Annotated in this window: 24 protein-coding genes; 20 read left to right on the forward strand and 4 right to left on the reverse strand. The window is 62.7% G+C overall.

Going from position 1 to position 26,484, the window contains the following annotated elements:
* The first annotated feature begins 134 nt into the window (after window positions 1–134).
* The 6 genes from AC0NID_RS10515 (at window position 135) to gndA (ending at window position 6,131) form a co-directional block, all read left to right on the forward strand.
* A complete protein-coding gene (locus AC0NID_RS10515) occupies window positions 135–1,037 on the forward strand; it encodes a GntR family transcriptional regulator (protein ID WP_473455416.1) in 903 nt (300 codons plus the stop codon).
* Window positions 1,038–1,131: 94 nt separating this feature from the next.
* Window positions 1,132–1,485, forward strand: a complete 354-nt coding sequence (locus tag AC0NID_RS10520) for a DUF2946 family protein (RefSeq protein ID WP_473455415.1) — start codon at window positions 1,132–1,134, stop codon at window positions 1,483–1,485.
* 98 nt (window positions 1,486–1,583) lie between these two features.
* Entirely contained in the window at window positions 1,584–2,138 is a 555-nt protein-coding gene (locus AC0NID_RS10525) for a copper chaperone PCu(A)C (RefSeq protein ID WP_473455414.1), read from the forward strand.
* 34 nt (window positions 2,139–2,172) lie between these two features.
* The gene (locus tag AC0NID_RS10530) at window positions 2,173–2,688 is read left to right on the forward strand and encodes a YcnI family copper-binding membrane protein (protein WP_473455413.1); all 516 of its coding nucleotides are present in this window, start codon (window positions 2,173–2,175) and stop codon (window positions 2,686–2,688) included.
* 60 nt (window positions 2,689–2,748) lie between these two features.
* On the forward strand, window positions 2,749–4,389 hold the full coding sequence (locus tag AC0NID_RS10535) for a copper resistance CopC/CopD family protein (protein ID WP_473455412.1): 1,641 nt from the start codon (window positions 2,749–2,751) through the stop codon (window positions 4,387–4,389).
* A 314-nt stretch (window positions 4,390–4,703) separates the two neighbouring features.
* Complete coding sequence (gndA, locus tag AC0NID_RS10540) at window positions 4,704–6,131, forward strand: NADP-dependent phosphogluconate dehydrogenase (RefSeq protein WP_473455411.1); 1,428 nt, start codon at window positions 4,704–4,706, stop codon at window positions 6,129–6,131.
* 197 nt (window positions 6,132–6,328) lie between these two features.
* Here gndA and AC0NID_RS10545 read toward each other — a convergent pair whose 3' ends face one another.
* Window positions 6,329–8,047 carry an adenylate/guanylate cyclase domain-containing protein gene (locus AC0NID_RS10545; protein WP_473455410.1) on the reverse strand — a complete coding sequence of 573 codons (1,719 nt, stop codon included), beginning with the start codon at window positions 8,045–8,047 and terminating at the stop codon, window positions 6,329–6,331.
* Window positions 8,048–8,485: 438 nt separating this feature from the next.
* Window positions 8,486–9,535 carry a LacI family transcriptional regulator gene (locus AC0NID_RS10550; RefSeq protein ID WP_473455409.1) on the reverse strand — a complete coding sequence of 350 codons (1,050 nt, stop codon included), beginning with the start codon at window positions 9,533–9,535 and terminating at the stop codon, window positions 8,486–8,488.
* Between the two features lie 405 nt (window positions 9,536–9,940).
* On the opposite strand from AC0NID_RS10550, the gene AC0NID_RS10555 reads away from it, so the two are divergent.
* The 8 genes from AC0NID_RS10555 (at window position 9,941) to AC0NID_RS10590 (ending at window position 17,973) form a co-directional block, all read left to right on the forward strand.
* Window positions 9,941–11,179: an ABC transporter substrate-binding protein gene (locus tag AC0NID_RS10555; protein ID WP_473455408.1), complete on the forward strand. Its 1,239-nt coding sequence runs from the start codon at window positions 9,941–9,943 to the stop codon at window positions 11,177–11,179.
* 106 nt (window positions 11,180–11,285) lie between these two features.
* Window positions 11,286–12,179 (forward strand): carbohydrate ABC transporter permease, encoded by an 894-nt coding sequence (locus tag AC0NID_RS10560; RefSeq protein ID WP_473455407.1) that lies wholly within the window; start codon window positions 11,286–11,288, stop codon window positions 12,177–12,179.
* A gap of 13 nt (window positions 12,180–12,192) precedes the next feature.
* A complete protein-coding gene (locus AC0NID_RS10565; protein ID WP_473455521.1) occupies window positions 12,193–13,125 on the forward strand; it encodes a carbohydrate ABC transporter permease in 933 nt (310 codons plus the stop codon).
* 2 nt (window positions 13,126–13,127) lie between these two features.
* Window positions 13,128–14,246, forward strand: coding sequence for an ABC transporter ATP-binding protein (locus AC0NID_RS10570; RefSeq protein WP_473455406.1), 1,119 nt, complete (start codon window positions 13,128–13,130; stop codon window positions 14,244–14,246).
* 53 nt (window positions 14,247–14,299) lie between these two features.
* Window positions 14,300–15,046 carry a sugar phosphate isomerase/epimerase family protein gene (locus AC0NID_RS10575; RefSeq protein WP_473455405.1) on the forward strand — a complete coding sequence of 249 codons (747 nt, stop codon included), beginning with the start codon at window positions 14,300–14,302 and terminating at the stop codon, window positions 15,044–15,046.
* Between the two features lie 12 nt (window positions 15,047–15,058).
* Window positions 15,059–16,201, forward strand: a complete 1,143-nt coding sequence (locus AC0NID_RS10580) for a Gfo/Idh/MocA family protein (protein WP_473455404.1) — start codon at window positions 15,059–15,061, stop codon at window positions 16,199–16,201.
* Window positions 16,202–16,352: 151 nt separating this feature from the next.
* Window positions 16,353–17,399, forward strand: coding sequence for an L-glyceraldehyde 3-phosphate reductase (mgrA, locus tag AC0NID_RS10585; protein ID WP_473455403.1), 1,047 nt, complete (start codon window positions 16,353–16,355; stop codon window positions 17,397–17,399).
* Between the two features lie 169 nt (window positions 17,400–17,568).
* Window positions 17,569–17,973, forward strand: coding sequence for a Fur family transcriptional regulator (locus AC0NID_RS10590; protein WP_126034730.1), 405 nt, complete (start codon window positions 17,569–17,571; stop codon window positions 17,971–17,973).
* A 468-nt stretch (window positions 17,974–18,441) separates the two neighbouring features.
* Here the strand turns inward: AC0NID_RS10590 and AC0NID_RS10595 are convergent, their stop codons facing one another.
* Together AC0NID_RS10595 and polA are read right to left on the reverse strand one after the other, a co-directional pair.
* On the reverse strand, window positions 18,442–18,672 hold the full coding sequence (locus AC0NID_RS10595; protein WP_473455401.1) for a hypothetical protein: 231 nt from the start codon (window positions 18,670–18,672) through the stop codon (window positions 18,442–18,444).
* A gap of 135 nt (window positions 18,673–18,807) precedes the next feature.
* Complete coding sequence (polA, locus tag AC0NID_RS10600) at window positions 18,808–21,759, reverse strand: DNA polymerase I (protein ID WP_473455400.1); 2,952 nt, start codon at window positions 21,757–21,759, stop codon at window positions 18,808–18,810.
* Window positions 21,760–22,161: 402 nt separating this feature from the next.
* On the opposite strand from polA, the gene AC0NID_RS10605 reads away from it, so the two are divergent.
* The 6 genes from AC0NID_RS10605 to AC0NID_RS10630 all read left to right on the forward strand — a co-directional run bounded on the left by AC0NID_RS10605 (window position 22,162) and on the right by AC0NID_RS10630 (window position 26,433).
* Entirely contained in the window at window positions 22,162–23,547 is a 1,386-nt protein-coding gene (locus AC0NID_RS10605; protein WP_473455399.1) for a M20/M25/M40 family metallo-hydrolase, read from the forward strand.
* Window positions 23,548–23,667: 120 nt separating this feature from the next.
* On the forward strand, window positions 23,668–24,288 hold the full coding sequence (locus AC0NID_RS10610) for a ribonuclease D (protein ID WP_473455398.1): 621 nt from the start codon (window positions 23,668–23,670) through the stop codon (window positions 24,286–24,288).
* A gap of 260 nt (window positions 24,289–24,548) precedes the next feature.
* Window positions 24,549–24,797, forward strand: coding sequence for a hypothetical protein (locus AC0NID_RS10615; RefSeq protein WP_473455397.1), 249 nt, complete (start codon window positions 24,549–24,551; stop codon window positions 24,795–24,797).
* Between the two features lie 124 nt (window positions 24,798–24,921).
* Window positions 24,922–25,176, forward strand: a complete 255-nt coding sequence (locus AC0NID_RS10620) for a GlsB/YeaQ/YmgE family stress response membrane protein (protein WP_126034717.1) — start codon at window positions 24,922–24,924, stop codon at window positions 25,174–25,176.
* A gap of 27 nt (window positions 25,177–25,203) precedes the next feature.
* Entirely contained in the window at window positions 25,204–25,350 is a 147-nt protein-coding gene (locus AC0NID_RS10625; protein ID WP_126034716.1) for a hypothetical protein, read from the forward strand.
* Entirely contained in the window at window positions 25,351–26,433 is a 1,083-nt protein-coding gene (locus tag AC0NID_RS10630) for a hypothetical protein (protein ID WP_473455396.1), read from the forward strand.
* Window positions 26,434–26,484: the final 51 nt, after the last annotated feature.

Raw genomic sequence — 26,484 nt, forward strand, 5'->3', positions numbered from 1 at the left:
GCGCTGAGGACCGGACACTGGACCAGGCCTGACTTCGAAAAGCGATTCCGCTTCTTGGGGCATGTGCCAGGAGCATCTGTCATATCGCGCTTCAGGCCGGCCGCCGCAAGCGCCGGCGCGCAACGGGGCAGGGGATGTCGAAGAGTAATAACGTCTACAAGGACGCCTACAATCGCGGTCTGCGGCTGCTCGACGAAACGAAGAGCCTGCCGTCGGAGCCCGAGTTGGGCGCGCTGCTCGGCGTCAGCCGCACGACCATCCGTAGCATCCTTGCGCGCATGGAAGAGACGGGGCTGATTGCCTGGAACAAGCGCAGCAAGACGGTTTTGCGCGCGCCGCGGTCGGACGATTTCTTCCCCGAGGAAGAGACCGACACGCTGTCGCAGATCATCGAGCGCTCCTTCATGCGGCGACTGCTCGCCGGCGGCGCCGAGCCCGGCATGCAGATCAACGAACTCGAGCTGGCGCGCGAGATCGGCGTCGGCACCACCAGCGTGCGCGAATTCCTGATCCGCTTTTCCCGCTTCGGGCTGATCGAGAAACGCCGCAACAGCCACTGGGTGCTGAAAGGTTTTACCCGCGCCTTCGCGCTGGAATTGACCGAAATCCGCGAAATGTTCGAGTTGCGCTCGGCCGCCGCCTTCGCAGCCCTGCCGCAAGACAGCCCGGTCTGGGCCGACCTCGATCTCCTGGAAGACGAGCATCGCTTGCTGGCGCGCGAGATCGCCACGCGCTTCAACGAATTCTCGGAGCTCGACGAGCGCTTTCACCGGCTGATCCACCGCGCGTCGCACAACCGCTTCATCGTCGATTTCTACGACGTCATCGCGATGATCTTCCACTACCATTACCAGTGGAACAAGGCGCAGGAGCGTGAGCGCAACGAACTGGCGGTTGGGGAACACCTGGCTTACATAGCCGCGCTCAAGTCGCGGGATCTCGGCAAGGTCGACGCGGCCTGCCGCAAGCATCTGAAGTCGGCGCGCCACACGCTGTTGACCTCCATCCCCGATCGCGCCGCGTTGCCGCAGCAGTGATTTGACGATTTTCCGCTTGCTTGCCTCGTGCTAGGTAGCTGACGTTGCTGCGTTAAGAGGCAGGGTTTTGAACATCCGGCGGAGACGATGGAGCATGCCGGCCGCGCTGGTCGCGGCCTATCTGCTCGTGCTCCAGTCAATGTTCGGCGCATTCGCCTTCGGCTTGGGCCCGGATGCTTCGCAACGCGACGCCTTCGGCAATGTCATCTGCACCCATGAGGGTGTGGCCGAGCTTCCCGGCGGCGATCCGCACCAGCAGCACATGCCGACTTGCTGCGTGCTCGGCTGCGGCATGGTTTCAGCAGCTCATGCACCGCCGCCCGATGCCGCCGCGTTGGCTCGCAGCCTCGTTTTCGAAGCTGTCGCCTTCGTGCTGCCTGCGTTCAGGCATCTCGACTTCGCCCGCGCCCGCTCTCCATCGAACCCGCGCGCGCCGCCTGTCGTGTGAGCTAGCATGGCTCGCGGAACCTTTCGCGGGCGCATTCGTCCAACGCTGAAATCAGTCGCGACCGGCCAACGGCGCGATACCATATCCATGGAGCCATCATGTCCTGCTTCTTCCGCGCCGCCGCGCATGCGCGCGCACCCGGCCACAAAACCTCCCTCCTGCGCAGTGCCGAGCAACGCCTCGGCATCATTGTCGTCACGCTTGCTCTTTTGCTCGCTGGCGCTCAGTCGTCCTTCGCGCATGAGTTCAAGCTCGGTGATCTCGAAATCGAACATCCCTGGTCGCGAGCGACGCCTGCCGGCGCCAAGGTCGCCGGCGGCTATTTCACCATCACCAACACCGGCAGCTCGGCGGACCGGCTGCTGTCGATCTCCTCTGACATTTCGGCCAAGACTGAACTGCACGAAATGGGCGTCAAGGACGGCGTCATGACCATGCGGCCGGTCGCCGGCGGCCTCGAAATCCCGGCCGGAGGCAAGTTGGCGCTGGCGCCCGGGGGCTACCATCTGATGTTCATTGGCCTGAAGCAGCAGCCCAAGCAAGGCGAAGAGTTTTCCGCCACGCTGACCTTCGAGAAGGCCGGCACCGTCAACGTCGACTTTGCTGTCGAAGGCATCGGTGGAACGGGCGGCATGGACGACCATGCCAATTGAGCCGACCGCAAAATTGAAGATCAGAGGGACCATCATGAACAAATATCTTCTGTCGGCCTGCGCGCTGGCTCTCTGGACGGGCACGGCTTTCGCCCATATCACGCTCGAAACTCAGGACGCGCCTGTCGGTTCGACCTACAAGGCGGTGCTGCGCGTGCCGCATGGCTGCGAAGGCAAGGCGACGACCGCAGTCCGCGTGCAGATCCCGGAAGGGGTCATTTCAGTGAAACCGATGCCGAAGCCCGGCTGGACGCTGCAGGTCAAGAAGGGCAAATTCGAAAAGTCCTACCAGCTCTATGGGGAGACGGTGACATCGGGCGTCAGGGAAGTCGACTGGAGCGGCGGCAGCCTGCCGGACGAATTCTACGACGAGTTCGTCTTCCGCGGCACACTGGCGGCGGACCTGCCGGCTGGCCAAACGCTTTACTTCCCGGTGGTGCAGGAATGCGATGGTGCCGCCGATCGCTGGATCGAGATCCCGGCGGCCGGGCAGGATGAGGACGCGCTGGAATTTCCGGCGCCCGGCATCAAGCTCTTGCCGAAGAAGTGACCTTTTTTTTGGCGGCGCGCTCCATTCGAGGAGCGCGCCGCCGTTCTTTGTGACGGTGACATGAGCTTGGCATCATTTCTGCGAACGGTCTGTGCGGCGGGAAAGCAAACTGGTCGCAGTGCCGTTGGCCTGCTGGCCGCGATCATGCTGCTTGCCGTCATTGCCGCGCCAAATCAGGCCCTTGCCCATGCGGCGCTGGTCACGGCCGATCCGGCCGACGGCATGGTGCTGGGACAAAACCCGACACAGTTTTCGCTGACTTTCAGCGAGCCGGTCTCACCGCTGGTGCTCACCCTGGTGCGGCCCGACGGTCCGCCGGTTGCGCTGACCGCGTTCCGGCTCAGCGACCAGACGGTCGAGATCGACAATCCGCAAACACTCGGATCCGGCACGCATGTGCTGAGCTGGCGGGTGGTTTCCGCCGACGGCCATCCGGTCGGCGGCTCGGTGCTGTTTTCCATCGGCGCGCCGAGTGCCGCGCCGGCCGTCTCCGAAGCTGTCGACCGTGGTCTGCGGTCGGCGGTCTGGATCGGCAAGGTGTTTCTCTATATCGGCCTCTTTCTCGGGGTCGGCGGCGCCTTTGCACTGGCCTGGCTGGCGAAAGGCGGACGTTCCGGCCGGCGCTTCGTCATCGCCGCGGTCCTGTGCGGCCTTGTCGCGGCGCCCTTGTCGCTCGGCTTCCAGGGACTGGACGCGCTCGGTGCGCCACTCACTCAACTGGCGCAGCCGGGCGTCTGGCAGGCTGGGCTTGCCACCAGCCTCAGTTGGACGGTGCTGGTCGCGCTGGTGGCGCTCGGGCTTGGCCTTTTGTCGCTGGTCGGGCCGCGCGGCGGCGCAAAAATGTTTGCCCTCGCCGGCTTGGCCGGTGTCGGTGCCGCCCTCGCCGCCAGCGGGCACGCGAGTGCAGCCGAACCGCAATGGCTGACGCGCCCGATGGTGTTCCTGCATGGCGCCGGCATCGCCTTCTGGACCGGCGCGCTGGCGCCGCTCGGTCTCGCCATCAGGCGGAAACCGGCCAAGGCCGCGGCTTTTCTGCGCCGGTTTTCCCAAGCGATCCTGCCCGTCGTGGCCGTGCTCGCTGCCACCGGCACCGTGCTGGCCATCATCCAGGTGCAGGCGCCCGCGGCTTTGCTCGAGACCGCCTATGGCCGGCTGCTGCTGATCAAGCTGGCGCTGCTGTTCTTTCTGTTCACGCTCGCGGCGACCAACCGCTGGAAGCTGACCGGTCCGGCCGAAGCGGGAGAGACGGAAGTGCAGAGGAGGCTGGTCCGCTCGATCGGCATTGAAATGCTGATCGTTCTGGCGATCTTCGGTGTTGCCGCCGGCTGGCGCTTCACGCCGCCGCCGCGCGCCCTGGCAATCGCTGCGGCACAGCCGGCATCGATCCATATCCATACGCCGAAAGCAATGGCCGACCTGAGCATCGCGCCCGGCCATGCCGGACCGGTCTCAGCCTCGATCGTCGTCATGACAGGCGATTTTGGCCCGCTCGATGCCAGGCAAGTGACGCTGGTGCTGTCGAAGCCCAATTCCGGCATTGAACCGATCAAGCGCCCGGCGACAAAGCCAGGCGACGGCACATGGCGTGTCGATGATCTCGTCATTCCGGTTGCCGGCCGGTGGACGGCGCGGCTCGATATCCTCGTCTCCGACTTCGAGATGGTCAAGATCGAGGCGCCGATCGACATCCGCGCTGAGTGATATTCAGGTGATGCCGGCCTGCGAATGGCGGTTTCCTGCGCTTCCGGCCTACGCCGGCCGAAGCACTCCCGAGCGGTCGCGGCAGTTAAGGCTACGGCCGGCGTAGGCCGGTGCTCACGTACTTCATGTACGCTCCGCTCCGGTTCTCGGAAACCACCGCTCTCGGCACGGCCTGACCTGAATCTCACTCAGCGCGACCTCGACACAATTCGGCGAGGCGGTTGACGTAGGCGCCAAGGCCCGTCAATCATCAGGGAACAATGGCATCGCCGCAAAACGCGGTCCCAACAAAATCCGAAAGCAGGGAAGAAACGATGGAAAAAGCCGAAATCGGCCTGATCGGCCTTGGCACGATGGGCTCCAACCTGGCGCTCAACATTACCGAGCACGGGCACCGCATCGCCGTCTTCAACCGCACCAGAGCGCGCACCGACGCCTTTGTCGAAAACGCCGGCGCGCTGAAGGATATGGTGGTGCCCTGCTACAGCCTTGAGGAACTCGCCGCCGCAATCCGGCCGCCGCGACCGATCATCATCATGGTTCTGGCCGGCAAGCCGGTCGACGAGCAGATCGCGGCGCTGCGAGGCGTGCTGTCGGCCAGCGACATCGTCATCGATGCCGGCAACGCCAATTTCCGCGACACGATGCGGCGTTTCTCCGAACTTTCCGGCTCGGGCCTGACCTTCATCGGCATGGGTGTGTCGGGCGGCGAGGAAGGCGCGCGCCACGGTCCCTCGATCATGGTCGGCGGCACCGAAGAGTCCTGGAAGCGCGTGCAAAAAGTGCTGACCGCGATTTCGGCCAAGTTCAGGGACGAGCCTTGCGCGGCATGGCTCGGCACCGACGGCGCCGGCCATTTCGTCAAGACCATCCATAACGGCATCGAATATGCCGACATGCAGATGATCGCCGAGATCTACGGCATCCTGCGCGACGGCCTGGGCATGGGGCCGAAGGACATCGGCGAGGTGTTTGCTGGCTGGAACAAGGGCCGGCTCAACTCCTACCTGATCGAGATCACCGCCAAGGTGCTGGCCGCCGACGATCCGAAGACCGGCAAGCCGGTGGTCGACATCATCCTCGACCGTGCCGGCCAGAAAGGCACCGGCAAATGGTCGGTCATCGAGGCGCAGCAGCTCGGCATCCCCGCCACCGCGATCGAAGCGGCGGTTGCGGCGCGCGTGCTGTCATCGATCAAGGACGAGCGGCTGGCCGCCGAGAAGGCCCATGGCAACAGCGGCGTGACCAAGATTTCCGGTGACAAGGAAGCGCTTCTCAGGGATCTCGAACTGGGCCTGTTCGCCGGCAAGATCGCGGCCTACGCGCAAGGCTTCGCGGTGATGAGCGGCGCCTCGAAGGAGTTCAACTGGAACCTGCCAATGCCGACCATCGCAAAGATCTGGCGGGCCGGCTGCATCATCCGCTCGCAAATGCTCGACACGATGGCGGAAGCCTTCGGCAAGGGCGGGGCGGCCACCAATCTGCTGATGGCGCCGGCCTTCATTGCGATGATGCAGGAGGCACATCCATCGCTCAGGCGCATCGTGGCAAGGGCGTCGGAGGCCGGCTCGCCGGTGCCGGCGCTGTCGTCCGCGCTCGCCTATTTCGACGGCTACCGCCAAGGCCGCGGCACCTCGAACCTGATCCAGGCACAACGCGATTTCTTCGGGGCGCATGGCTTCGAGCGCATCGACGGGCCGGGCGCGTTCCATGGCCCTTGGGGAAGCGGGGCTGCGGGTTAGCGCCCGATGTCGGCCGTTGAGGTGATCTTTGCTGTTGCCCGATAGCGACGTTGCCGGCGACCACCCTGGACATCGTAGTCGCGTCATGAGCGGCCATTCCCTTTTCGATCGCAAACGACCGGAGTCGACCCGTTGCAATCTTCGACAGTGTGTGTGCTGAACGGGTTGTCGTTAGCGGCAGACCGTCGCCACCGATCTTATGGCGGCAAACCTGCTTCCCTTAGCAAGCGGCCAAGCTCCCGAGCCTTCTCAGGATCGCGGTAACACTCGCGGCTGGTGAAGTTGGAGGCCGTTAGAGCTGCCTCGCCGCCGACAGCTTCCCTGACCATCCGGCCGGCTTCGTCGTATCGATCGAGCGCCAAGAGCGCGGCCGCCCGATAGAGGCGCGATCGAGTGGTCTGAAACGTGAGTTTGCGGAGGGATTCAATAGCCTCGGCATAGCGGCCCAGCGCATAAAGAGCCACGCCCCGTTCCTCGACGCACCACACAGGAAGGAACGGGTCGAGCATCTCGGCTTCGTCGAGCAAGGACAATGAACGCTCTGCTTCGCCCACAGAGGTAAAGACCGCGGCGCATCTTGCCTTGATGTAGGCATCCGTCGGGTTCAATTCCATTGCTCTGCGGCTGTGCGCCAGGGCCTCGTCGAAGTTGCCATCCATAAGTTCAAACGCGCCCATGATCCGGTTTGCCTCGGCATCGCAGGGGTCAAGCTCGAGCGCGCGGCAAATGTCCCGTCGACCTTGCTCGGGGTCGAAACCCGGCAACCCTGACGCTGCGCAGACCCTCCACGCATAGGCGGCCGCGTAGTGCGGATCGGCCTCGATCGCCTTTGAAAGCCAGCCGACGGCCTGGCGGGCATTGTCGTCGGTGACGCCGCCCAGGCGGTGATGATCGAGCCCGCGCAAGAGGCAGTCGAAGGCGGTCATGTTTTCTGGCGGCTTTCGGCGCGCCGCCACCATGGCTGCGTCCTCCATTCGTCCGGATACCGTCGCGGCGATCCTCGCGACGGTTCCATCAACCAAAGCGAGGATTTCTTCGAACGGACGCTGGATCTTGTCGCTCCAGACCACCGTCCCCTGGTCGGTTTCCGACAGCGTGAGGCTGATCGAAACCCGCTCTCCGATCTTGCGCACCTGTCCCTCAAGCACATATCGAACGCCCAGAGCCTCCCCGAGCCTCACCGGATCCGGGTGGGCGTCCGCAACTGCGAAGCTCGCACTGCGCGAACTGACCGAAAGACGCCGAAACCGCCCCAGTTCGACAATAAGCTCCTCGGTGAGGCCCTCGGCGAGATAGCGCTGGTTCTCGTCGTCGCCCGATACCCGGAAAGGGAGCACCGCGACCGATGCCGGCCGCCGTTCCGTCGTGATGACCAGTTGCGTCGGCGCCGACTGCAGCCGATGCGCTCCGATCTCGCCGCGGACCCGATAGAGGTGCACCGATTCCGTAATGTTCTTGAACGCCCGCTCGCCCATATCGTCGAATATGAACGCAGAATTGCGGCGGACATGATCGAAGAGCGCACCGCTCACATAGATCGAGTCTGGTTCGGCTGCCGCCTGTATGCGCGCCGCGAGGTTGACGCCGTCTCCGACCAGATCATCGCCCTGCACCATGACATCCGCGATATGGAGACCGAACCGCATCCTGAAAGGTTCGGTGTCGGGCTCTTGTGCGCCTGCAAGCGCGCCGCGGATCTCGAATGCACTGCGCACGGCGTTTACGGCGCTCGGAAATTCGGCGAGCGCCCCGTCGCCCGTCGTCTTGAAAACCCGGCCGTCGAGCAGATCGACCTTTTCCGAAATGAGGGCCTGACAGCTGGCCAAGCGTTCGGCGGTTTGCTCCTCGGCTCGCTCCATCATTCCGGAATAGCCGACGATATCGCCTACCATCAGGGCGGCCATTCTGCGCTTCATGGGCGAAACTCCTTCAGGGGGCGACCAATCATCACCCCAGCAGGCGGTGCCGTCGTCGCGGACGCGGCGGTCTGGGAGTGTAGCGCATTGCAAAGCCGGCCGCATCGCGAAACGCGCCCTGCGAACGTCTTGAGGAGATCGCCAAACCTTTAAACGCTGAGACGATGGGCGTTTGTGTGAAGCCGGGTTCGCACCCTTTTCGCGACCTTTCAGGTGGAATGAGGCGTTGACCGGAATGTGTCAGTTCACGTCGATGCACGAAGCCCGACTGAAGCTCCGCTTCTGACATTCCGAGCCTCTAAGCCGCAAGTCCGCCAACGGCCCCAAGGCTGCCAGTCAACGGCGCGCATTTTGCAGCCAATGGAATCACTTGGCGCCACAGAACTGCGGCTAAGACAAATAGATGGAGCGGGGAGTTCAATTTGAACGTATCCCCCTCTAGTCGGGACGGCGATAGGCCAGGACCTCCGTCGGCGCGCTCAGGCTCTGCAATGAGCCAGGCGCGGCGCCGCCGATCCAGCCCAGCACGGAGCGGGCCAGCTCGGCGCCGGCCAGCCGGAAGTCCTCGTTGACGACCAGCAATTCCCTGCGGAACAGATGCAGCAGGTCCGACGACTGCTTGGACACCACGTCGACGTCGCGGCCGAGCTTGAGGCCGGCGTCCTCGATGCCGGCGACGACGGCGAGCGTCGCCGCGGCGGCGCTGCTGACGAAGCCGTCCGGCCGGTCTTGGCGGCGCATCACTTGCGCCGTCCGCATCCTGATCTGCTCGATCGAGTGGTCGATCGAAACGGTGTTGAATGGGATCTCGCTGGCGCCGACCTCGCTCAGCGCATCGGTAAAGCCGTTCAGCGCATGGCGGTGATAGGTCAGCTCGACCGGTGGCGCCAGCAGGGCCAGCCTGCGGCGACCGATGCCGGCGAGGTGGCGCACGGCCTCGGTCGCGAACGCGTAGTTGTCGAAATCGTGGTAGGGGTGGATCAGCCCCATGTCGGTGCGGCCGTGCGTGGCAAAGGGGATACCACGCTCCAGCATGTAACGGGCCCTGGGGTCGTTCGGCTGGGTGCGCGAAATGATGACGCCGTCGGCGGAACCGGTTTCCACCAGATAGCGTATCGGGTCCAGCGGATCCTGCGAGCGTGAATAGGGCGTGACGATCAGGTGATAGGGCGTGTCGGCGATGACTTCCGAGACGCCGTAAATGATGTCCGAGACAAAGCTCATGATCTCGTGCTCGGTGTTGAGCACGAGACTGATGACATTGGTCTTGCCGGTTCTCAGGCGCACGCCGGCGCGGTTGGGCCGGTAGCCGATCTGCTTGGCGACGAGTTGGACGCGACGCCTGGTCTCGGCGCCGATTTCGGGTGCGTCCTTCAGCGCCCGCGACACGGTGGTGACGCCCAGCCCGGTCATGAAGGCGAGCGTCTTCAGCGTCGGCCGACCTGGCGGCGACGTCTCGTCGTCCTTCTCAGTTTGATGTCTGTCCATTCGTCCCGCCCGTCAGGCGCATAGCAGTTGCCGGGCAGGCCGGCAATCGGCGGACCGCTTCCATCGCGGCTCTCCTCCAATACGGATTGCAATATACTGAAACGTTACAGCTTGTCACGGTTGCGCGAGGAACGATCCTGACAGTGCCTTATATGGCTTTGGTGTTCCTGGGATGAAAAGCGGTTGAAAATCAGCGCTCAAGGCGTCTCGAACAGGTTTTCTGTCGAGTCTGATCGTTTTGCAGTGCAGTTCCGTGTGCTGCGGCGCACAAAGGCGCAGTCGGCAACGCGATTTTGTTCGGGCTTCGAAAAAATATTGGCCACCCTTTTACCGGAGGGGTTGCGCGCATCGCTCAATTGCCGTATCGAAAATCTGTAACGTTTCAGATTCTGGGAGGAAACCGAAATGCGATACAGACTTATGACTGCTGCGCTGGCAGCGACGGCCGCGCTGCAGTTCGCCGGCCCGGCGGCGGCGACGGATCTGGAAGTCACCCATTGGTGGACTTCGGGCGGCGAGGCGGCGGCGGTCGCCGAATTCGCCAAGGCGTTCGACGGGACAGGCAATCATTGGGTCGACGGCGCTATCGCCGGCTCCGGCGGCACGGCGCGGCCGATCATGATCAGCCGCATCACTGGCGGCGATCCCATGGGCGCCACCCAGTTCAACCATGGCCGGCAAGCGGAAGAATTGGTGGAGGCCGGCCTGATGCGCGACTTGACCGATCTCGCAACCAGGGACAAGTGGACGGAAATCGTGCAACCGAAGAGCCTGCTCGACGGCTGTACCCTCGACGGCAAGATCTATTGCGTGCCGGTCAACATTCACTCCTGGCAATGGCTGTGGCTGTCGAACGCGGCCTTCGAAAAGGCCGGTGTGCCGGTGCCGAAAAACTGGAATGAATATGTCGCGGCCGCCCCCGCGCTGGAAAAGGCAGGCATCCTGCCGCTCGCGGTCGGCGGGCAGCCCTGGCAAGCCTCCGGAGCCTTCGACGTGCTGCTCACGGCGGTCGGCGGCACCGACACTTTCCTGAAGGTCTATCGCGACAAGGACGCCGAATTCGCCGCCGGGCCCGAGGTCGCCAAGGTGTTCAAGGCCGCGGACGATGCCCGCAAGATGGCGAAGAACACCAATGTGCAGGACTGGAACCAGGCCACCAATCTCGTCATTACCGGCAAGGCCGCCGGCCAGATCATGGGCGATTGGGCGCAGGGCGAGTTCCAGGTTGCCGGCCAGACCGCCGGCAAGGACTATACGTGTCTTCCCGGCCTCGGCCTGAACGAGGTCATCGCCACCGGCGGCGACGCCTTCTACTTTCCGCTGCTTCAGGACGCGGAAAAATCCAAGGCGCAGGAAGCGCTGGCCGAAACGCTGCTCGATCCCAAGACGCAGGTCGCCTTCAACCTCAAGAAGGGTTCGCTGCCGGTGCGCGGCGATGTCGACCTCGAGGCGGCCAATGACTGCATGAAGAAAGGGCTCGACATCCTGGCCAAGGGCAGCGTCATGCCTTGGACGGACCAACTGCTGTCGCAGGACACGCAAAAGCAGAAGGAGGACCTTTTCTCCGAATTCTTCGCCAAGCCGGACATGACCGTGGCAGAGGCGCAGAAGCGCTTCGCCGATATCGTCGCCTCGGCCGATTGACTTTTCGACGAACCGCCTCACTCCCGCCCCTGCGAGCGCAGGGTCGGGAGCCCGGGGTCAGGGTCCTGGCCCTCCCGCCCTTACCCGATCCAGCCCGGCTGCGCAGATGAGCAAGAGCGAACGCCCCAATCAACTCTTCCGCAACCTCAATGCCAAGGTCGCCTCTGTTCCGATGGTCCTCACCGCACTGGTGATCTTCGTCGGCGGCAGCGCGTGGACGGTGCTTTATTCCTTCACCAATTCGAAGCTCCTGCCGCGGCTGAACTTCGTCGGGCTCGACCAGTATTATCGGCTGTGGTCGACGCCGCGTTGGCTGGTCTCCATCGAGAACCTCCTGGTCTACGGCGTGCTGTCGCTGGTGTTCTCTCTCATGATCGGCTTCATGCTGGCGGCGCTGCTCGACCAGAAGATCCGTTTCGAGGACACGTTCCGCACGATCTTCCTCTATCCGTTCGCGCTTTCCTTCATCGTCACCGGTCTCGTCTGGCAGTGGCTGCTCAACCCGGAGTTCGGAATCCAGGGGGTGGTGCGCGGCCTCGGCTGGGAAAGCTTCGACTTCGATCCGCTCTACAATTCCAGCATCGTCATCTACGGCATAACGATCGCCGCGCTCTGGCAAGGCACCGGGCTCATCATGTGCCTGATGCTGGCGGGACTGCGCGGCATCGACGAGGATATCTGGAAGGCCGCGCGGGTGGATGGGATACCGATGTGGAAGACCTATCTGTTCATCATCATCCCGATGATGCGGCCGGTCTTCATCACCGCGCTTGTCATCATCGCCGCCGGGATCGTCAAGGTTTATGACTTGGTCGTCGCCCAGACCAGCGGCGGTCCCGGCATCGCCTCCGAAGTGCCGGCAAAATACGTCTACGACTACATGTTCTTCGCCCAGAACCTCGGCCAGGGCTTCGCCGCCTCGACCATGATGCTGCTGTCGGTGGTGATCGTCATCGTGCCGTGGGCCTATCTCGAATTCGGAGGCAGGAAGCGTGTCTGACCATGCCGTTTCCCTGCCTGCCGGTACGGGCTCTGTAAGGCTTGAGGCATCCGGCAGGCTTGAGGCGTCCGGGCCGCGAGGGCCGAAGCCGCGGCATGTGTTCTCGCGCCGCAATATCTTCCTCTATGGCACGCTCATCGTGGTGGCGCTGTATTATCTCCTGCCGCTCTATGTAATGGTGGTCACGTCGCTCAAGGGCATGCCGGAGATACGTCTCGGCAACATCTTCTCGCCGCCGCTCGAGATCACCTTCGAGCCTTGGGTGAAGGCCTGGTCCAGCGCCTGCACCGGCCTCAACTGCGACGGGCTCTCGCGCGGCTTCTGGAATTCGGTGCGCATCACCGTCCCGTCGGTCATCCTGTCGATCGCGATCGCTTCCGTGAACGGATACGCGCTTGCCAACTGGCGCTTCAAGGGGGCCGACACCTTCTTCGTGATCCTGATCGTCGGCGCCTTCATCCCCTATCAGGTGATGATCTATCCGATCGTCATCATCCTGCGCGAAATCGGCCTCTACGGCAGTCTCAGCGGTCTGGTGATCGTCCATTCCATCTTCGGCATGCCGATCCTGACCCTTCTGTTCCGCAACTATTTCTCTTCCATGCCGGAGGAACTGTTCCGGGCGGCGCGCGTCGACGGCGCCGGATTCTGGGGCATCTATTTCCGCATCATGCTGCCGATGTCGCTGCCGATCTTCGTCGTCGCCATCATCCTGCAGGTCACCGGCATCTGGAATGATTTCCTGTTCGGCGTCGTCTACACCCGCCCCGACACCTATCCGATGACGGTGCAGCTCAACAACATCGTCAACTCGGTGCAAGGCGTGAAGGAATACAACGTCAACATGGCCGCCACTATCCTGACCGGCCTGGTACCGCTCGTCGTCTACTTCATTTCCGGCAAGCTCTTCGTGCGTGGCATCGCCGCCGGCGCGGTGAAAGGATGATGATGACAAGAATCGAAAATCCCGGTGCTTCAATCCAGAATCCCAGCGTCTCGATCCAGGACCTGTCGTTGAATTTCGGCGCTATCTCGGTGCTGGAGACGCTCAATATCGATGTCGCCGAGGGCGAGTTCATCGTGCTGCTCGGCCCATCCGGCTGCGGCAAGTCGACCTTGCTCAACTGCATCGCCGGCCTGCTCGACGTTTCGGACGGCCGCATCTTCATCAAGGGCAAGAACGTCACCTGGGAAGAACCCAAGGACCGAGGCATCGGCATGGTCTTCCAGTCCTATGCGCTCTATCCGCAGATGACGGTGGAGAAGAACCTGTCCTTCGGGCTGCGCGTCGCCGGCATCGCCAAGGACGAGATCGCCAAGCGCATCGCGCGCGCCGCCGAAATCCTGCAGATCGAGCCACTTTTGCAGCGCAAGCCGTCGGCGCTTTCCGGTGGCCAGCGCCAGCGTGTGGCGATCGGGAGGGCGCTGGTGCGTGACGTCGACGTCTTCCTGTTCGACGAGCCGCTCTCCAATCTCGACGCCAAGCTGCGCGCGGAGCTGCGTGTCGAAATCAAACTGCTGCATAGCAAGTTGCAGAACACGATGATCTACGTCACCCACGACCAGATCGAGGCGATGACACTGGCCGACCGCATCGCGGTGATGAAGGGCGGCGTGATCCAGCAGCTCGACGCACCGCAGACGATCTACAATCGCCCGGTCAACCGTTTCGTCGCCGGCTTCCTCGGCTCGCCGGCGATGAATTTCCTCGACGGCAGGCTGGACAAGGACGATGGCAACTGGCACTTCGCCGTCGAGGATGTGCGGATTCCGCTTGCCACCTACGCTTTCGAAAAGGAACCCGTGCCGGGAGCAGCCGTGTTCGGCATCCGGCCCGAGCATGTCGCGTTCAACAGCGGCGCTGGATGGCCGTTCACGGCCACGGCGAATGTCGTGGTCGTCGAACCCATGGGTTCCGACACGCTGGTGTGGCTGAAGCTTGGAAATCAGAATTTCACGGTTCGGGTGACATCAGAGCGCACGCCAAACAACGCCGACACCGTGAGCATCGGTTTTGACCCGATGCGCGCTTCGCTGTTCGACGCCGTAACCGGAACCCGCCTTTAACTCGCAAGAACCTCACCTCAAGCCCATCCATCCCCAGAGAACGGACAGAGACGATGAACTGGTCATTCCAACTTTACAGCGCCCGCAATTTCCAACCCTGGGAAGGGGTGCTCAAGATGCTGGGCGAACTCGGCTACCAGGAAGTCGAAGGGTTCGGCGGCGTCTATGACGACCCGAAGGCATTCCGCGCCGAACTCGACAAGAACGGTCTCGCCATGCCGACCGGCCATTTCTCGATCGATGCGCTCGAGAAGGACTTCGACGGCGTGCGCAAGATCGCCGACGCGCTCGGCATCACACTGCTCATCTGCCCCTATCTGGTCGCCGAACTCAGGCCGACCGACGCGGACGGCTGGCGCGGCTTCGGCGAGCGCCTGGCCAAGGTCGGCGAGACGGCTGATAAAGCCGGCTATGGCTTTGCCTGGCACAACCATGATTTCGAGTTCACGACGCTTGCCGACGGCTCGGTGCCGCAAGACCACATCCTGGCGGCAGCGCCCGATATCGGCTGGGAGATGGACGTGGCCTGGGTGGTGCGCGGCGGCGGCGATCCTCTGCCCTGGATCGAGAAGCATGGCAAGCGCATCGCGGCCGTCCATGTCAAGGACATCGCCAAGCCAGGCGAGGGCCTCGACGAGGACGGCTGGTCCGATGTCGGCCACGGTACGATCGACTGGGCCGGCCTGATCAAGGCGCTGCGCGCCAAGAGCGCCGCCAAATACTACGTCATGGAACAGGACAACCCCAACGACATCGAGCGCTTCGCCCGCCGCTCGATCGCAGCCGCCAAGACCTACTAGGAGCAAACCAGCATGGCAAAAAAACTTGGGATCGGCGTCATCGGCTGCGGCAACATCTCGAAAGCGTATTTCTCGTTTGCGCCGCTGTTTCGCGGCATCGAAATGCGCGCCTGCGCGGATATCAACATGGAGGCGGCCAAGGCACGAGCGAAGGAGTTCAAGCTGCGCGCCGAGACAGTCGAAGGGCTGCTCAAGGCCGGCGACATCGACATCATCGTCAACCTCACCGTTCCGGCGGTGCACTACGAGGTTTCGAAGCAGGTCCTCGAGGCCGGCAAGCACGTCTATTCGGAAAAGCCGTTCGTGCTGTCGGTCAAGGAAGGGCTCGACCTGAAGAAGCTTGCGGAGAAAGATGGACTGCGCATCGGCTCGGCGCCCGACACGTTTCTCGGCGGCGCGCATCAGCTTGTCCGCAACCTGATCGACACCGGCAAGCTCGGCAAGATTACCAGCGGCACCTGCCATGTCATGAACCATGGGATGGAGCATTGGCATCCCAATCCTGACTTCTTCTTCCAGCCCGGCGCTGGCCCGGTGCTCGACATAGGACCCTATTACATCACCAATCTGATCCAGCTGATCGGGCCGGTGAAGCAGGTGGCGGCCTTCGCTTCGATTCCGAAGACGGAACGCACGATCTCGTCCAAGCCTCGCGCAGGCGAAAAAATTCTGGTCGCCACGCCGACGACGATCCACGGTTTGATGGAGTTCGAGAATGGCGCCGTGGTGACGCTCAATACCAGCTGGGACGTGTGGAGCCATGGCCATGCGCCGATGGAACTTTACGGCGAGTTGGGCACGGTGTTCTTGCCGGATCCGAATTTCTTCGGCGGCGAAGTTCGCTTCACCGACGCCGTCAAGCCGGTCAAGAAGCTGCCCAAATGGAAGCATCCGTTCGGCGTCGCCAACCAGATGCATTCGCACGGCATGATGGCCAACTACCGCACCGCCGGTCTCGCCGACATGGCGCTGGCGATCTCGGAAGGCCGGCCCCACCGCTGCTCGATGGAACTGGCGCTGCATGCCGTCGATGTGATGACCGGTATGTTGCGGTCGGGTGCGAGCGGGAAGTTCGTCGCCATGCAGACCACTTGCGAACGGCCCGCAGCACTCGGCGTCAAGGAAGCGAAAGGGCTATTGGCGAAGAAGAAGTAGGGTGGGCGCGTCAATGATTGCGACACGTGTAGTTTCCCGTCGACCCCTCTCCCCGTTTTTGTGGGGAGAGGCTAAGGGTGAGAGGCAGGGCCGACTCACCATTTTTTCGCGGTGGCAACTGCCGGGCTCGCTTTGATCTAAAGGATTTCCCATGCCCTATGTCCCCGCCGAAAACCGCTACGAGAAAATGGTCTACAATCGCTGCGGGCGATCCGGCCTGAAATTGCCGGCGATCTCGCTCGGGCTCTGGCACAATTTCGGCGGCGACACGCCGCACCGGACCAAGCAGGCGATCGCGCGCAAGGCCTTCGATCTCGGCATCACGCATTTCGACCTCGCCAACAATTACGGCCCGCCGCCCGGTTCGGCGGAGACGGCTTTTGGCGAAATCCTGCGAACGGATTTCTCAGGGTATCGCGACGAGCTGATCATCTCGACCAAGGCCGGCTACGAGATGTGGGCCGGACCCTATGGCGAATGGGGCGGGCGCAAATATGTGCTGGCCAGCCTCGACCAGAGCCTGAAGCGGATGGGGCTCGACTATGTCGACATCTTCTATTCGCACCGCTTCGACCCTGATACGCCGCTGGAAGAAACGATGGGCGCGCTCGATCACGCGGTGCGCTCCGGCAAGGCGCTTTATGCCGGCATCTCTTCCTACAATTCGCAGCGTACGCGCGAGGCCGCCGACATATTGAAGCAGCTCGGCACGCCATGCGTCATCCACCAGCCGAGCTACTCGATGCTCAACCGCTGGGTCGAGGAGGACGGTCTGCTCGACACGCTGGAGGGGCTCGGCGTCGGCTCGATCGTGTTCACGCCGCTGGCGCAAGGCATGCTGACCGACAAATATCTCGGCGGCATCCCTGAGGGCAGCCGCGCCAGCCAGGGCAAGTCGCTGAAGCCGGCCTTCATCAACGACAAGACCATCGCCAACATCAAGGCGCTGAACGCGATTGCCGGGCGACGCGGCCAGACGCTGGCGCAGATGGCGCTGGCCTGGGTGCTGCGCAAGGGCCGGGTGACCTCGGCGCTGATCGGCGCCAGCCGGCCGGAACAGGTCGAGGATTGCGTCGGCGCGCTGAAGGCGCTCGACTTCAGCGATGCCGAGCTCGCCGAAATCGACACTTACGCACGCGAAGCCGACATCAATCTGTGGGCCGCGTCCGCCGAGCGCAAAGGACCGCCACGGAAGTGATCCGCCACGGAAGTGGCTGGCGCGCCTGCTCGCAGCTTGGCCGGGCTTCTGGGCCGCGCCGGCACAGAAACAGTAGCAAAAAAGCCCGTTCGTCGCTATCTGGATAGCACTGGAGCCGCTTGCGTACGGAAATGACGCGCAAGCGGTGCGAACGGTTGGATACAGGATCATGGCGGCAAGGGATGTGCTGACGAAAAACCAGTTGTGCGTGCTCGAAAAGCTCGAGGCCGCCAGTGGGCCGCTCAGCGCCTATACATTGCTCGACCAGCTTCGCGAGCGCGGCTTCCGCGCGCCGCTGCAAGTCTATCGCGCGCTCGACACGCTGGTTAAGTCCGGTTTCGTGCACAGGCTCGAAAGCCTCAACTCCTTTGTCGCCTGCGCCGAGCCGCACGACCACAGCCATTCGATGACCGCCTTTGCCATCTGCGACACATGCGGGCAGGTGACGGAGTTCTCCGACCACGATGTCGGCCATCGGCTCGACGAGTGGGTGCGCTCGACCGGTTTCGCCGCCAAAAAGGCAGTGATAGAGTTCCGTGGCACCTGTGCAAAATGCCGGGCCGAGGCGGCTTAGATCAGGAAGCCTGAGGGCAAAGCTCTAAAGACAGGGCAAGAAAGCGAATCGGTCTTCGAAGCCTCGCTGGGTGCCAATGATGGGGTACCTAGAGTAGAGCGGTTCATCGTTTCACGGAAACGTCGAACCGCTCTATCTCTTTGTTTTTGCGCAATTCCGGATGGAAAACCGTTTCACACTTTTCCTGGAATTGCTCTAGGAAACGGGCCTTCTTGAGGTATGCCGTATGTGCAGGATCTCGATTGCATCGGCACGGGCGCGGTAGAAAACTTTGTATGGAAAGTGACCTATGAAGAGAACGCGAACGTCAGGGATGTCGGTCGCGTGGCCAATCTGGAAATTCGGCAAGTCGCGAAATCCCAGCTTGGATCCGGGAAATGACTGAATAGGCGCCCTGAGGCGACCGCTCTTCGAGGTAGTTGAAAATCGCTTCGCGTTCGGCAAAGGCTTGCCGCGTGAATTGGACCTTCATAGCCTGCGGCGAATGTCGGCACCGCGAACCGTATCCTCATCTACGAAGGTGCCGTGATCGGCCTCTGCGAGTCCTGCTGTTACGGCGCGGCGCTCTGTTTCCGATGTAGCATACAGACCGGTTCGGCGCGCTTCAATGACGCGGGCATAGTTGGCGAGTTCCTCTTGGTCTTCGCGAGGCCAAGCTTCGGCGTGCTTTACCAGATTCTCGAGTGTCTTGGTGATCATGGTGGACAGTATAGCACACCGCTGCTTCTCGTGAACCTTGAACCGAAATATGGCTCAATGGCAGGCGCGCAACCTGAGGAAGTGAGCCACGCCAGATATTGCCTTCCTAAACGGGAAGTCGATAACGGCCCCGAACTAATGCGCCTCTTCCCAATTGTTCGCGGCTCGCGCATCGACATGCAGCGGCACCGACATCGATACGGCCGGCATCGCGGCGTTCTCCATGACGTGACGCACGACGGGGATCGTCGCCTCGACCTCCGCTTCGGCGGTCTCGAAGACCAACTCGTCATGCACTTGCAGCAGCATGCGGGCGGAAAGCTTCGCCTTATCCAGCGCCTCGTCCATGCGGATCATGGCTCGGCGGATGATGTCGGCGGCGGTGCCCTGCAGCCGGGCGTTGATCGAGGCGCGCTCGTTGAAGGCACGGACTGAAGGGTTCGACGACCGTATTTCCGGATAGTGGATGCGGCGGCCGAAGATCGTTTCGACATAGCCGTATTCGCGGGCGTAGGTCTTGGTTGCGTCGATATAGTCGCGGATGCCCGGGAAGCGTTCGAAATATTTCTTGATATAGGCGCCGGCCTCCTCGCGTGGGATCGACAGCTGGTTGGCGAGGCCAAAGGCGGAAATGCCGTAGATGATGCCGAAATTGATCGCCTTGGCGCGCCGGCGTATCTCCGCCGGCATGCCCTCGACCGGCACATTGAACATTTCCGACGCGGTGATCGCATGGATGTCGGCGCCGTCGGCGAAGGCCTGCGTCAGCTGCGGGATCTCCGCGACATGGGCAAGCACGCGCAGCTCGATCTGGCTGTAGTCGGCGGAAACCAGCTTGTTGCCCTTGTCGGCGATGAAGGCCGTCCTGATCTTTCGCCCCTCGACGGTGCGTACCGGAATGTTCTGCAAGTTGGGATCGGAGGACGACAGCCGGCCCGTCGTCGTCGCGGCAAGGGCGTAGGAGGTGTGGACGCGCTTCGTGTCGGGATGGATGAAGCCGGGCAGCGCATCGGTATAGGTCGACTTCAATTTGGTCAGCTGACGCCAGTCGACGATCTTGCGCGGCAGTTCGTGGCCTTCGGCGGCGAGATCCTCCAGAAGCTGCGCCGAGGTCGACCACTGGCCGGTCTTGGTTTTGGAGCCGCCGGGCAGGCCCATCCTGCCGAACAGGATGTCGCCGAGCTGTTTTGGCGAGCCGATGTTGATGCGTTCGCCGACGAGCTGATAGATTTCATCCTCCAGCCGCGCGGCGCCCTGTGCGAGTTCGCCGGAGAGTCGCGACAGGATCTGCCGGTCGACGGAGATGCCGCGCTGTTCCATTCTTGCCAGGACCGGCACCAGCGGCCGTTCCAACCGCTCATAGACCGAGACGAGGCCCTTGGCGGCAAGCCTTGGCTTCAGCACCCGCCAGAGCCTGAGCGTCACATCGGCGTGCTCGGCGGCGTAGGCCGTTGCCTTGTCGATATCGACCTGGTCGAAGCCGACGAAGCTTTTTCCCGAGCCGGCCAGTTCCTTGAGGGGAATGGTCGAGTGGCCGAGCCACTTTTCCGACAGGGCCGCCATGCCGTGGCCGCCGGAGGTGCCTGCGTCGAGCACGTAGGAAATCAGCATGGTGTCGTCGAAGGGGGCGACGTCGATGCCGTGGCGGCTCATGACGACGAGGTCGTATTTCAGCTCCTGCACGATCTTGAGAACAGACCTGTCCTCCAGCAACGGCTTCAGGGCGCCAAGCGCTTCACGGATCGGGATCTGGTTTTCGACCACTCCGCCGCCGAGCAGGTCGCCGTTGCCGCTTTTATGGGCGAGCGGCACATAGGCGGCGCGGCCGGGGGCGGTGGCCATGGAAAAACCGATCAGCTCGGCCTGCATCGGATCGGTCGAGGTGGTCTCGGTGTCGAAGGCGACGATGCCGGTCTCCATCGCCTCGGCGATCCAGGCCTTCAGAACTGCAGTGTCGCGGATGCAGACGTAGGCGCTGGTGTCGATCTTCCCGGCAGTGGCGTCCTCGAAGCGAAGCGCCGAGAGAAGGGAAGGGGTGTCGCCTTCCCTCGGCTCTCTGCCGGCGGCGGTCGACCCGCCGGCTTCATCTGTCACAGCGCCCACCGCGGCTGCCGGCACTCCAAACCCGACATCGGGACCATGCGCGGTGTCGGCGCGCTCGACCGTAACGGCGACGGCCTGGACATCAGCCGGCTCCGTTCCGGTCGCTTCCGCCACGCGGCGGGTCAGCGACGAGAACTCCATGGTCTTGAGGAAGCCGATCAGCTTTGGTCCGTCGGGCTCGTGCAACGAGAAATCGTCGAGTCCCTCGATCACCGGCACGTCGTTCTTCAGCGTCACCAGTTCACGCGAAATGCGCGCCTTGTCGGCATTGGCGATGATCGATCCGCGGCGCTTCTCCTGCTTGATCTCGCTGGCGCGCGCAAGCAGCCCATCGAGGTCGCCGAACTGTTCAAGCAGTTGCGCTGCCGTCTTCGGCCCGATGCCGGGCACGCCCGGCACGTTGTCGACCGAATCGCCGGTCAGCGCCTGCAGGTCGATCATCTTTTCCGGCGGCACGCCCCATTTTTCGACGACTTCGGGAACGCCGATCTGGCGGTCCTTCATCGGGTCGTACATGCCGACGGTTGCGCCGACCAACTGCATCAGATCCTTGTCGGAGGAGATGATGGTGGTCTCGCCGCCGGCTTCGCAGGCAAGCCGGCAATAGGTGGCGATCAGGTCGTCGGCCTCGAACCCTTCCATCTCAATGCAGGGCAGGTTGAAGGCCTTGGTCGCCTGGCGGATCAGACCGAATTGCGGGATCAAATCCTCCGGCGGCGCCGAGCGGTTGGCTTTGTACTCGGGATAGAGATCGTTGCGGAAGGTTTTCGACGAATAGTCGAAGATTACGGCGAAATGCGTCGGCACCACGCCGACATCGGTATTGCGGGCATCCTGCGTCAGCTTCCAAACCATGTTGCAGAAGCCGAGCACGGCGCTGACCGGCAGGCCGTCGGATTTGCGGGTCAGAGGCGGTAGCGCATGATAGGCACGGAAGATGTAGCCGGAGCCGTCGACAAGGAAGAGATGATCGCCTTTTTTCATAGGACGAAGGGATAGCGCGGCGCAGCGTCGTGGTCCATGCCAAAGGCGGCCTCAACCACCGGTTCCGACAACATCCCTGACAAGTCGACCCGATCACGGGTATGTTACAAAAGTGTAATCTTCGTGCCCTTGAATCGCCACGTTCGGAGACACAGATAGACGCCATCGGCATTTTTCGCCGAGGTCCGGAGCAAGGCCCGTCCCCCGCCTATCCCGGACATTTGCGGCAGCCTATCCCCCCTCTCCGGGCTGCCGCATCGTTTCGAGTAAAGGCCGCCGTGGTTCCCCCTCCACCACGGCGGCATTTTTTTGCCGACAGGCTCCGTGGCCCAACGAGCGCCGGCTTTTCGTTTCTGCCTTGCAGGCTTAGGGTGCCGCTCAGAATCGAAAGGCCTGATAAAAATGTCCGCAGTTTCCCCCGTCCTCGACCGCCTCGACAAGAATCTCGACGAGAGCCTGGAGCGTCTGTTCGGGCTGCTCAGGATCAAGTCGATCTCGACCGATCCGGCCTATGCCGCGGATTGCCGCAAGGCGGCGGAATGGCTGGTGGCGGAGCTCAAGCTGATCGGCTTCGACGCCAGCATGCGTGACACACCAGGCCATCCGATGGTGGTGGCGCACCATGACGGGCCGGCGGGCGCGCCGCATGTCTTGTTCTATGGCCATTACGACGTGCAGCCGGTCGATCCGATCGAGCTCTGGGAAAGCGACCCCTTCGCACCTTCGGTCAAGGAGATCGAGCCCGGCCACAAGGTGATCACGGGACGTGGTTCGGCCGACGACAAGGGGCAACTGATGACCTTTGTCGAGGCTTGCCGTGCCTGGAAGCAGGTGCATGGCGGGCTGCCCTGCCGCATCACGATCCTGTTCGAGGGCGAGGAGGAGTCCGGCTCGCCATCGCTGAAGCCGTTCCTCGAGGCAAACGCGGCCGAACTCAAGGCCGACTTCGCGCTTGTCTGCGACACGGGTATGTGGGACCGCGATACGCCGTCGATCTGCGTCGCGTTGCGCGGGCTGGTCGGTGAGGAGATCACGGTGAAAGCCGCCGACCGCGACCTGCATTCCGGTCTTTATGGCGGCGCCGCAGCCAATCCAATCCGCATCCTGGCCAGGATCCTGGCTGACATCCACGACAAGGACGGCCGTGTCACCATTCCGGGTTTCTACAACGGTGTCGAGGAGACGCCCTCGCAGGTCCTGAAATCGTGGGAGACGCTCGGCGAGACCGCCGGGACGTTCCTTGGGCCTGTCGGCCTGTCGATCCCGTCCGGCGAAAAGGGCCGCTCGGTGCTCGAACTCACCTGGGCGCGGCCGACGGCCGAGTTCAACGGCATTACCGGCGGCTATACCGGCAAGGGCTTCAAGACGGTGATCGCGGCGGAATCCTCGGCAAAAGTGTCCTTCCGCCTTGTCCACAAACAGAATCCGGAAAAGATCCGCGCCGCTTTCCAGGCCTTCGTCAGGGAGCGCATCCCGGCCGACTGCTCGGTCGAGTTCCATCCGCATGGCGGCTCGCCGGCGATCCAGCTTTCCTACGACTCGCCGTTTCTCGCCAAGGCCAAGGACGCGCTGTCCGACGAGTGGCCGAAGCCAGCGGTGACGACGGGAAGCGGCGGCTCGATCCCGGTGGTCGGCGATTTCCAGACCTATCTCGGTATCGAATCCTTGCTGGTCGGGTTCGGCCTCGACGATGACCGCATCCATTCGCCGAACGAGAAATACGAGATGAGTTCCTTCCACAAGGGACAGCGCTCCTGGGCGCGCATTCTCGATGCGCTGACACGCTGAGACGCGTAAGAATCACCAATGGCGTCAAAATCAACTTTCTGTTGATTTTTCATCGGATCGCGGCGAGGACGAACCAGGTCCTGCTGAATGTCAGCGCATGGGCCGCGACCGGAGAAGACGATGAGCGATATCCGCTTCCACAAGAACGACCTGCCCGGGCTGTTGCATTACGACGTCGGGGCGGTCGCCATCGACACCGAGACGCTGGGCCTCAATCCGCATCGCGACCGGCTTTGCGTGGTGCAGATCTCACCGGGCGACGGTACCGCCGACGTCATCCAGATCGCGCCTGGCCAGAAGAAGGCGCCGAACCTCGTCAGCCTGCTCAAGAACCGCAGCATAACCAAGCTCTTCCATTTCGGCCGCTTCGATCTCGCCGTGCTCTACAACGCCTTCGGCGTCATGCCCGAGCCGCTATTCTGCACCAAGATCGCCTCGCGGCTGACCCGAACCTACACCGACCGGCACGGGCTGAAGGATATCTGCCTGGAGCTTCTTGGCGTCAGCCTGTCGAAGGTGCAGCAATCGTCGGACTGGGCGGCGGAGACGCTGTCGCCCGAGCAACTCGAATATGCCGCCTCCGACGTGCTCTATCTGCACCGGCTGCGCGACGTGCTGGCGGCGCGGCTGGCGCGTGAGAAGCGGACCAAGGAGGCAGAGGCCTGCTTCCGCTTCCTGCCGACGCGTGCGAAACTCGACCTGATGGGCTGGGGTGAGGCAGACATCTTCGCCCACAGCTGAGAGACTGTTTGGAAATTCTACTCTGGCGGCCATCTGATGGCGTTTTCTGCGCTTCCGGCCTTCGCCTGCCGAAGCCACTCATGAGCGATCGTGGCAGTCAAGGCTACGGCCGGCGTAGGCCGGTGCTCACGGACCCAAATGTCCGCTGCGCTCCGGTTCTCGAAACCGCCATATGACTCGCCAGAGCGAATTTCGAAACAGTCTCTGAGGTGGAACCAGGTGTTCGCCGCGACGTTTTGTCGGTCCATGGAGAGGATGAAATGGCTGCCAGAAAACCCATCGAAACAGCGCCGAAGGATGGCTCCAAGGTCACCGTTACCTGGAAGGACAGCGACGGCGTGATCAACGAATCCATCGCGCAGTACCGTTCGCTCGACCGGCTGAGAGCGGCCGGCGGCGACTGGGACGAGAGCGACGCCGGCTGGTGGGCCTATACGGACGGCCATACGCAAAAGAAGATCGAGCCGATCAGCTGGCGGCCCGCATCCGGGGATGACGACGACGAATGACGCCGCTGGGACGAATGACGCCGCTGGCGGGGCCGGCTACTTTCCAATAGTTTGGGCCTGTTGCAATCGGAGATCGATTCGGAGCTTCCTGCTCCGCGACCATCCGCTCAGGAGGGATTTGCAAATGGGTGTTGAGAGCCTGCTTGTCTTCATCATCATCGGTGCCATCGCCGGCTGGCTCGCCGGCCTGATCGTCAAGGGTTTCGGTCTCGGCCTGGTCGGCAATATCGTCGTCGGCATCGTCGGCGCCCTGATCGCCGGCTGGCTCTTCCCAAGGCTGGGGTTCGCCATAGGCGGTGGCATATTTGCCTCCATTATCCACGCCACGATCGGCGCGGTCATCCTGCTCGTGCTGATCAAGCTGGTGAAGCAGGCCTGATCCATCGAAGGACATCGAGGGCGCGCCATGAAACAGAACATGCTCTATCTCATCATCGGCGCGCTCGTCGTCGTGGTCATCGCGCTCGGCACCTACGTCTATCGCGAGCAAACCAAGCCGAAGGGCGTCGAACTCAAGATCGACGACAAGGGTATTTCGATCCAGGAGAACTGAATGCGCCGCGCTGGCGCGGCAAAAGGTGCCGATGACCACCCATATCGACTATTCGAGCCCTTCAGGTCACGCTCTCAGGTGATAGCCCGGATCGACTTCAAAGCCAGCGATGCCGTACGAGCCGCGCTCTCGACCATCGGACGCACGGAAGATCTGCGCTTTTCGCCCGACAATCGGCTGCTGGCAATCGCGGGATATGCGCGAAGGCGCTGTCTGATCCTGCGGGTCGATGTCGATGCGGCGTCGAGTGGTCCGAAAGTCACCGTCCATGACTTCATCGAGTTGACATCGAAAAGTCTGGGCGAGGTCCACGGCCTCGATTTTATCGATGACCGAACCTTGGTGATCGCCAATCGTAATGGGCTGGTTGCGATATTTGCCCTACCCTCGGGAGAACCAGCCGGCCGCCGCTGCGATATTGAGCCTATTCGCGAGATCAAGGGCGGGCTGTTCTGCAAGCTGAAAACGCCAGGTTCGATCGTGGCCAGGCAGGAGTCGCGTGGCCGGGTCAGCCTCCTCGTCTGCAACAATTACAGGGACAGGGTCACACGCCATGTCGTCGACCTGTGGGGCTACCGTGCGTGGAAAAACCAGGCCCTTCTGAAGCGCGGCCTGAACATACCCGACGGCATAGCGGTCAGCCATGATGGCCAATGGATCGCCGTCAGCAGTCACGGCACGAACGATGTGAAGATCTACAGCATGTCCGCGCCGCTGGGACCGGATACCGAACCCGCAGGAATTCTGCAGAACGCCAATTATCCGCATGGCCTGCGTTTTACGGGCGATGACCGGCAGATCCTTGTCGCCGACGCAGGCAGTCCACTGGTTCACGTCTACGATCGCGGCGCAGGGTGGAGCGGCAGCCGTATGCCCTCTCGCTCTGTTGCCGTCGTAGACGACGAAACATTCGGGCGCGGCAGGGCCAGTGTCGAAGAAGGCGGCCCGAAGGGTCTCGATATCGATCGTACGAACAGCGTCGTGGCGGTGACCTGCGAAGAGCAGACGCTGGCCTTCTTCTCGCTGGCATCGATAGCCGGTCGACCGGCTGCGGCGCTCGAGCAAGACTTAACCCGCCCTTAAACCGCCGCATCTACTCTTCACCCCGAACGCCATAGGCACCGGGACAGACAG

This window comes from Mesorhizobium sp. WSM4821, from assembly GCF_055901555.1.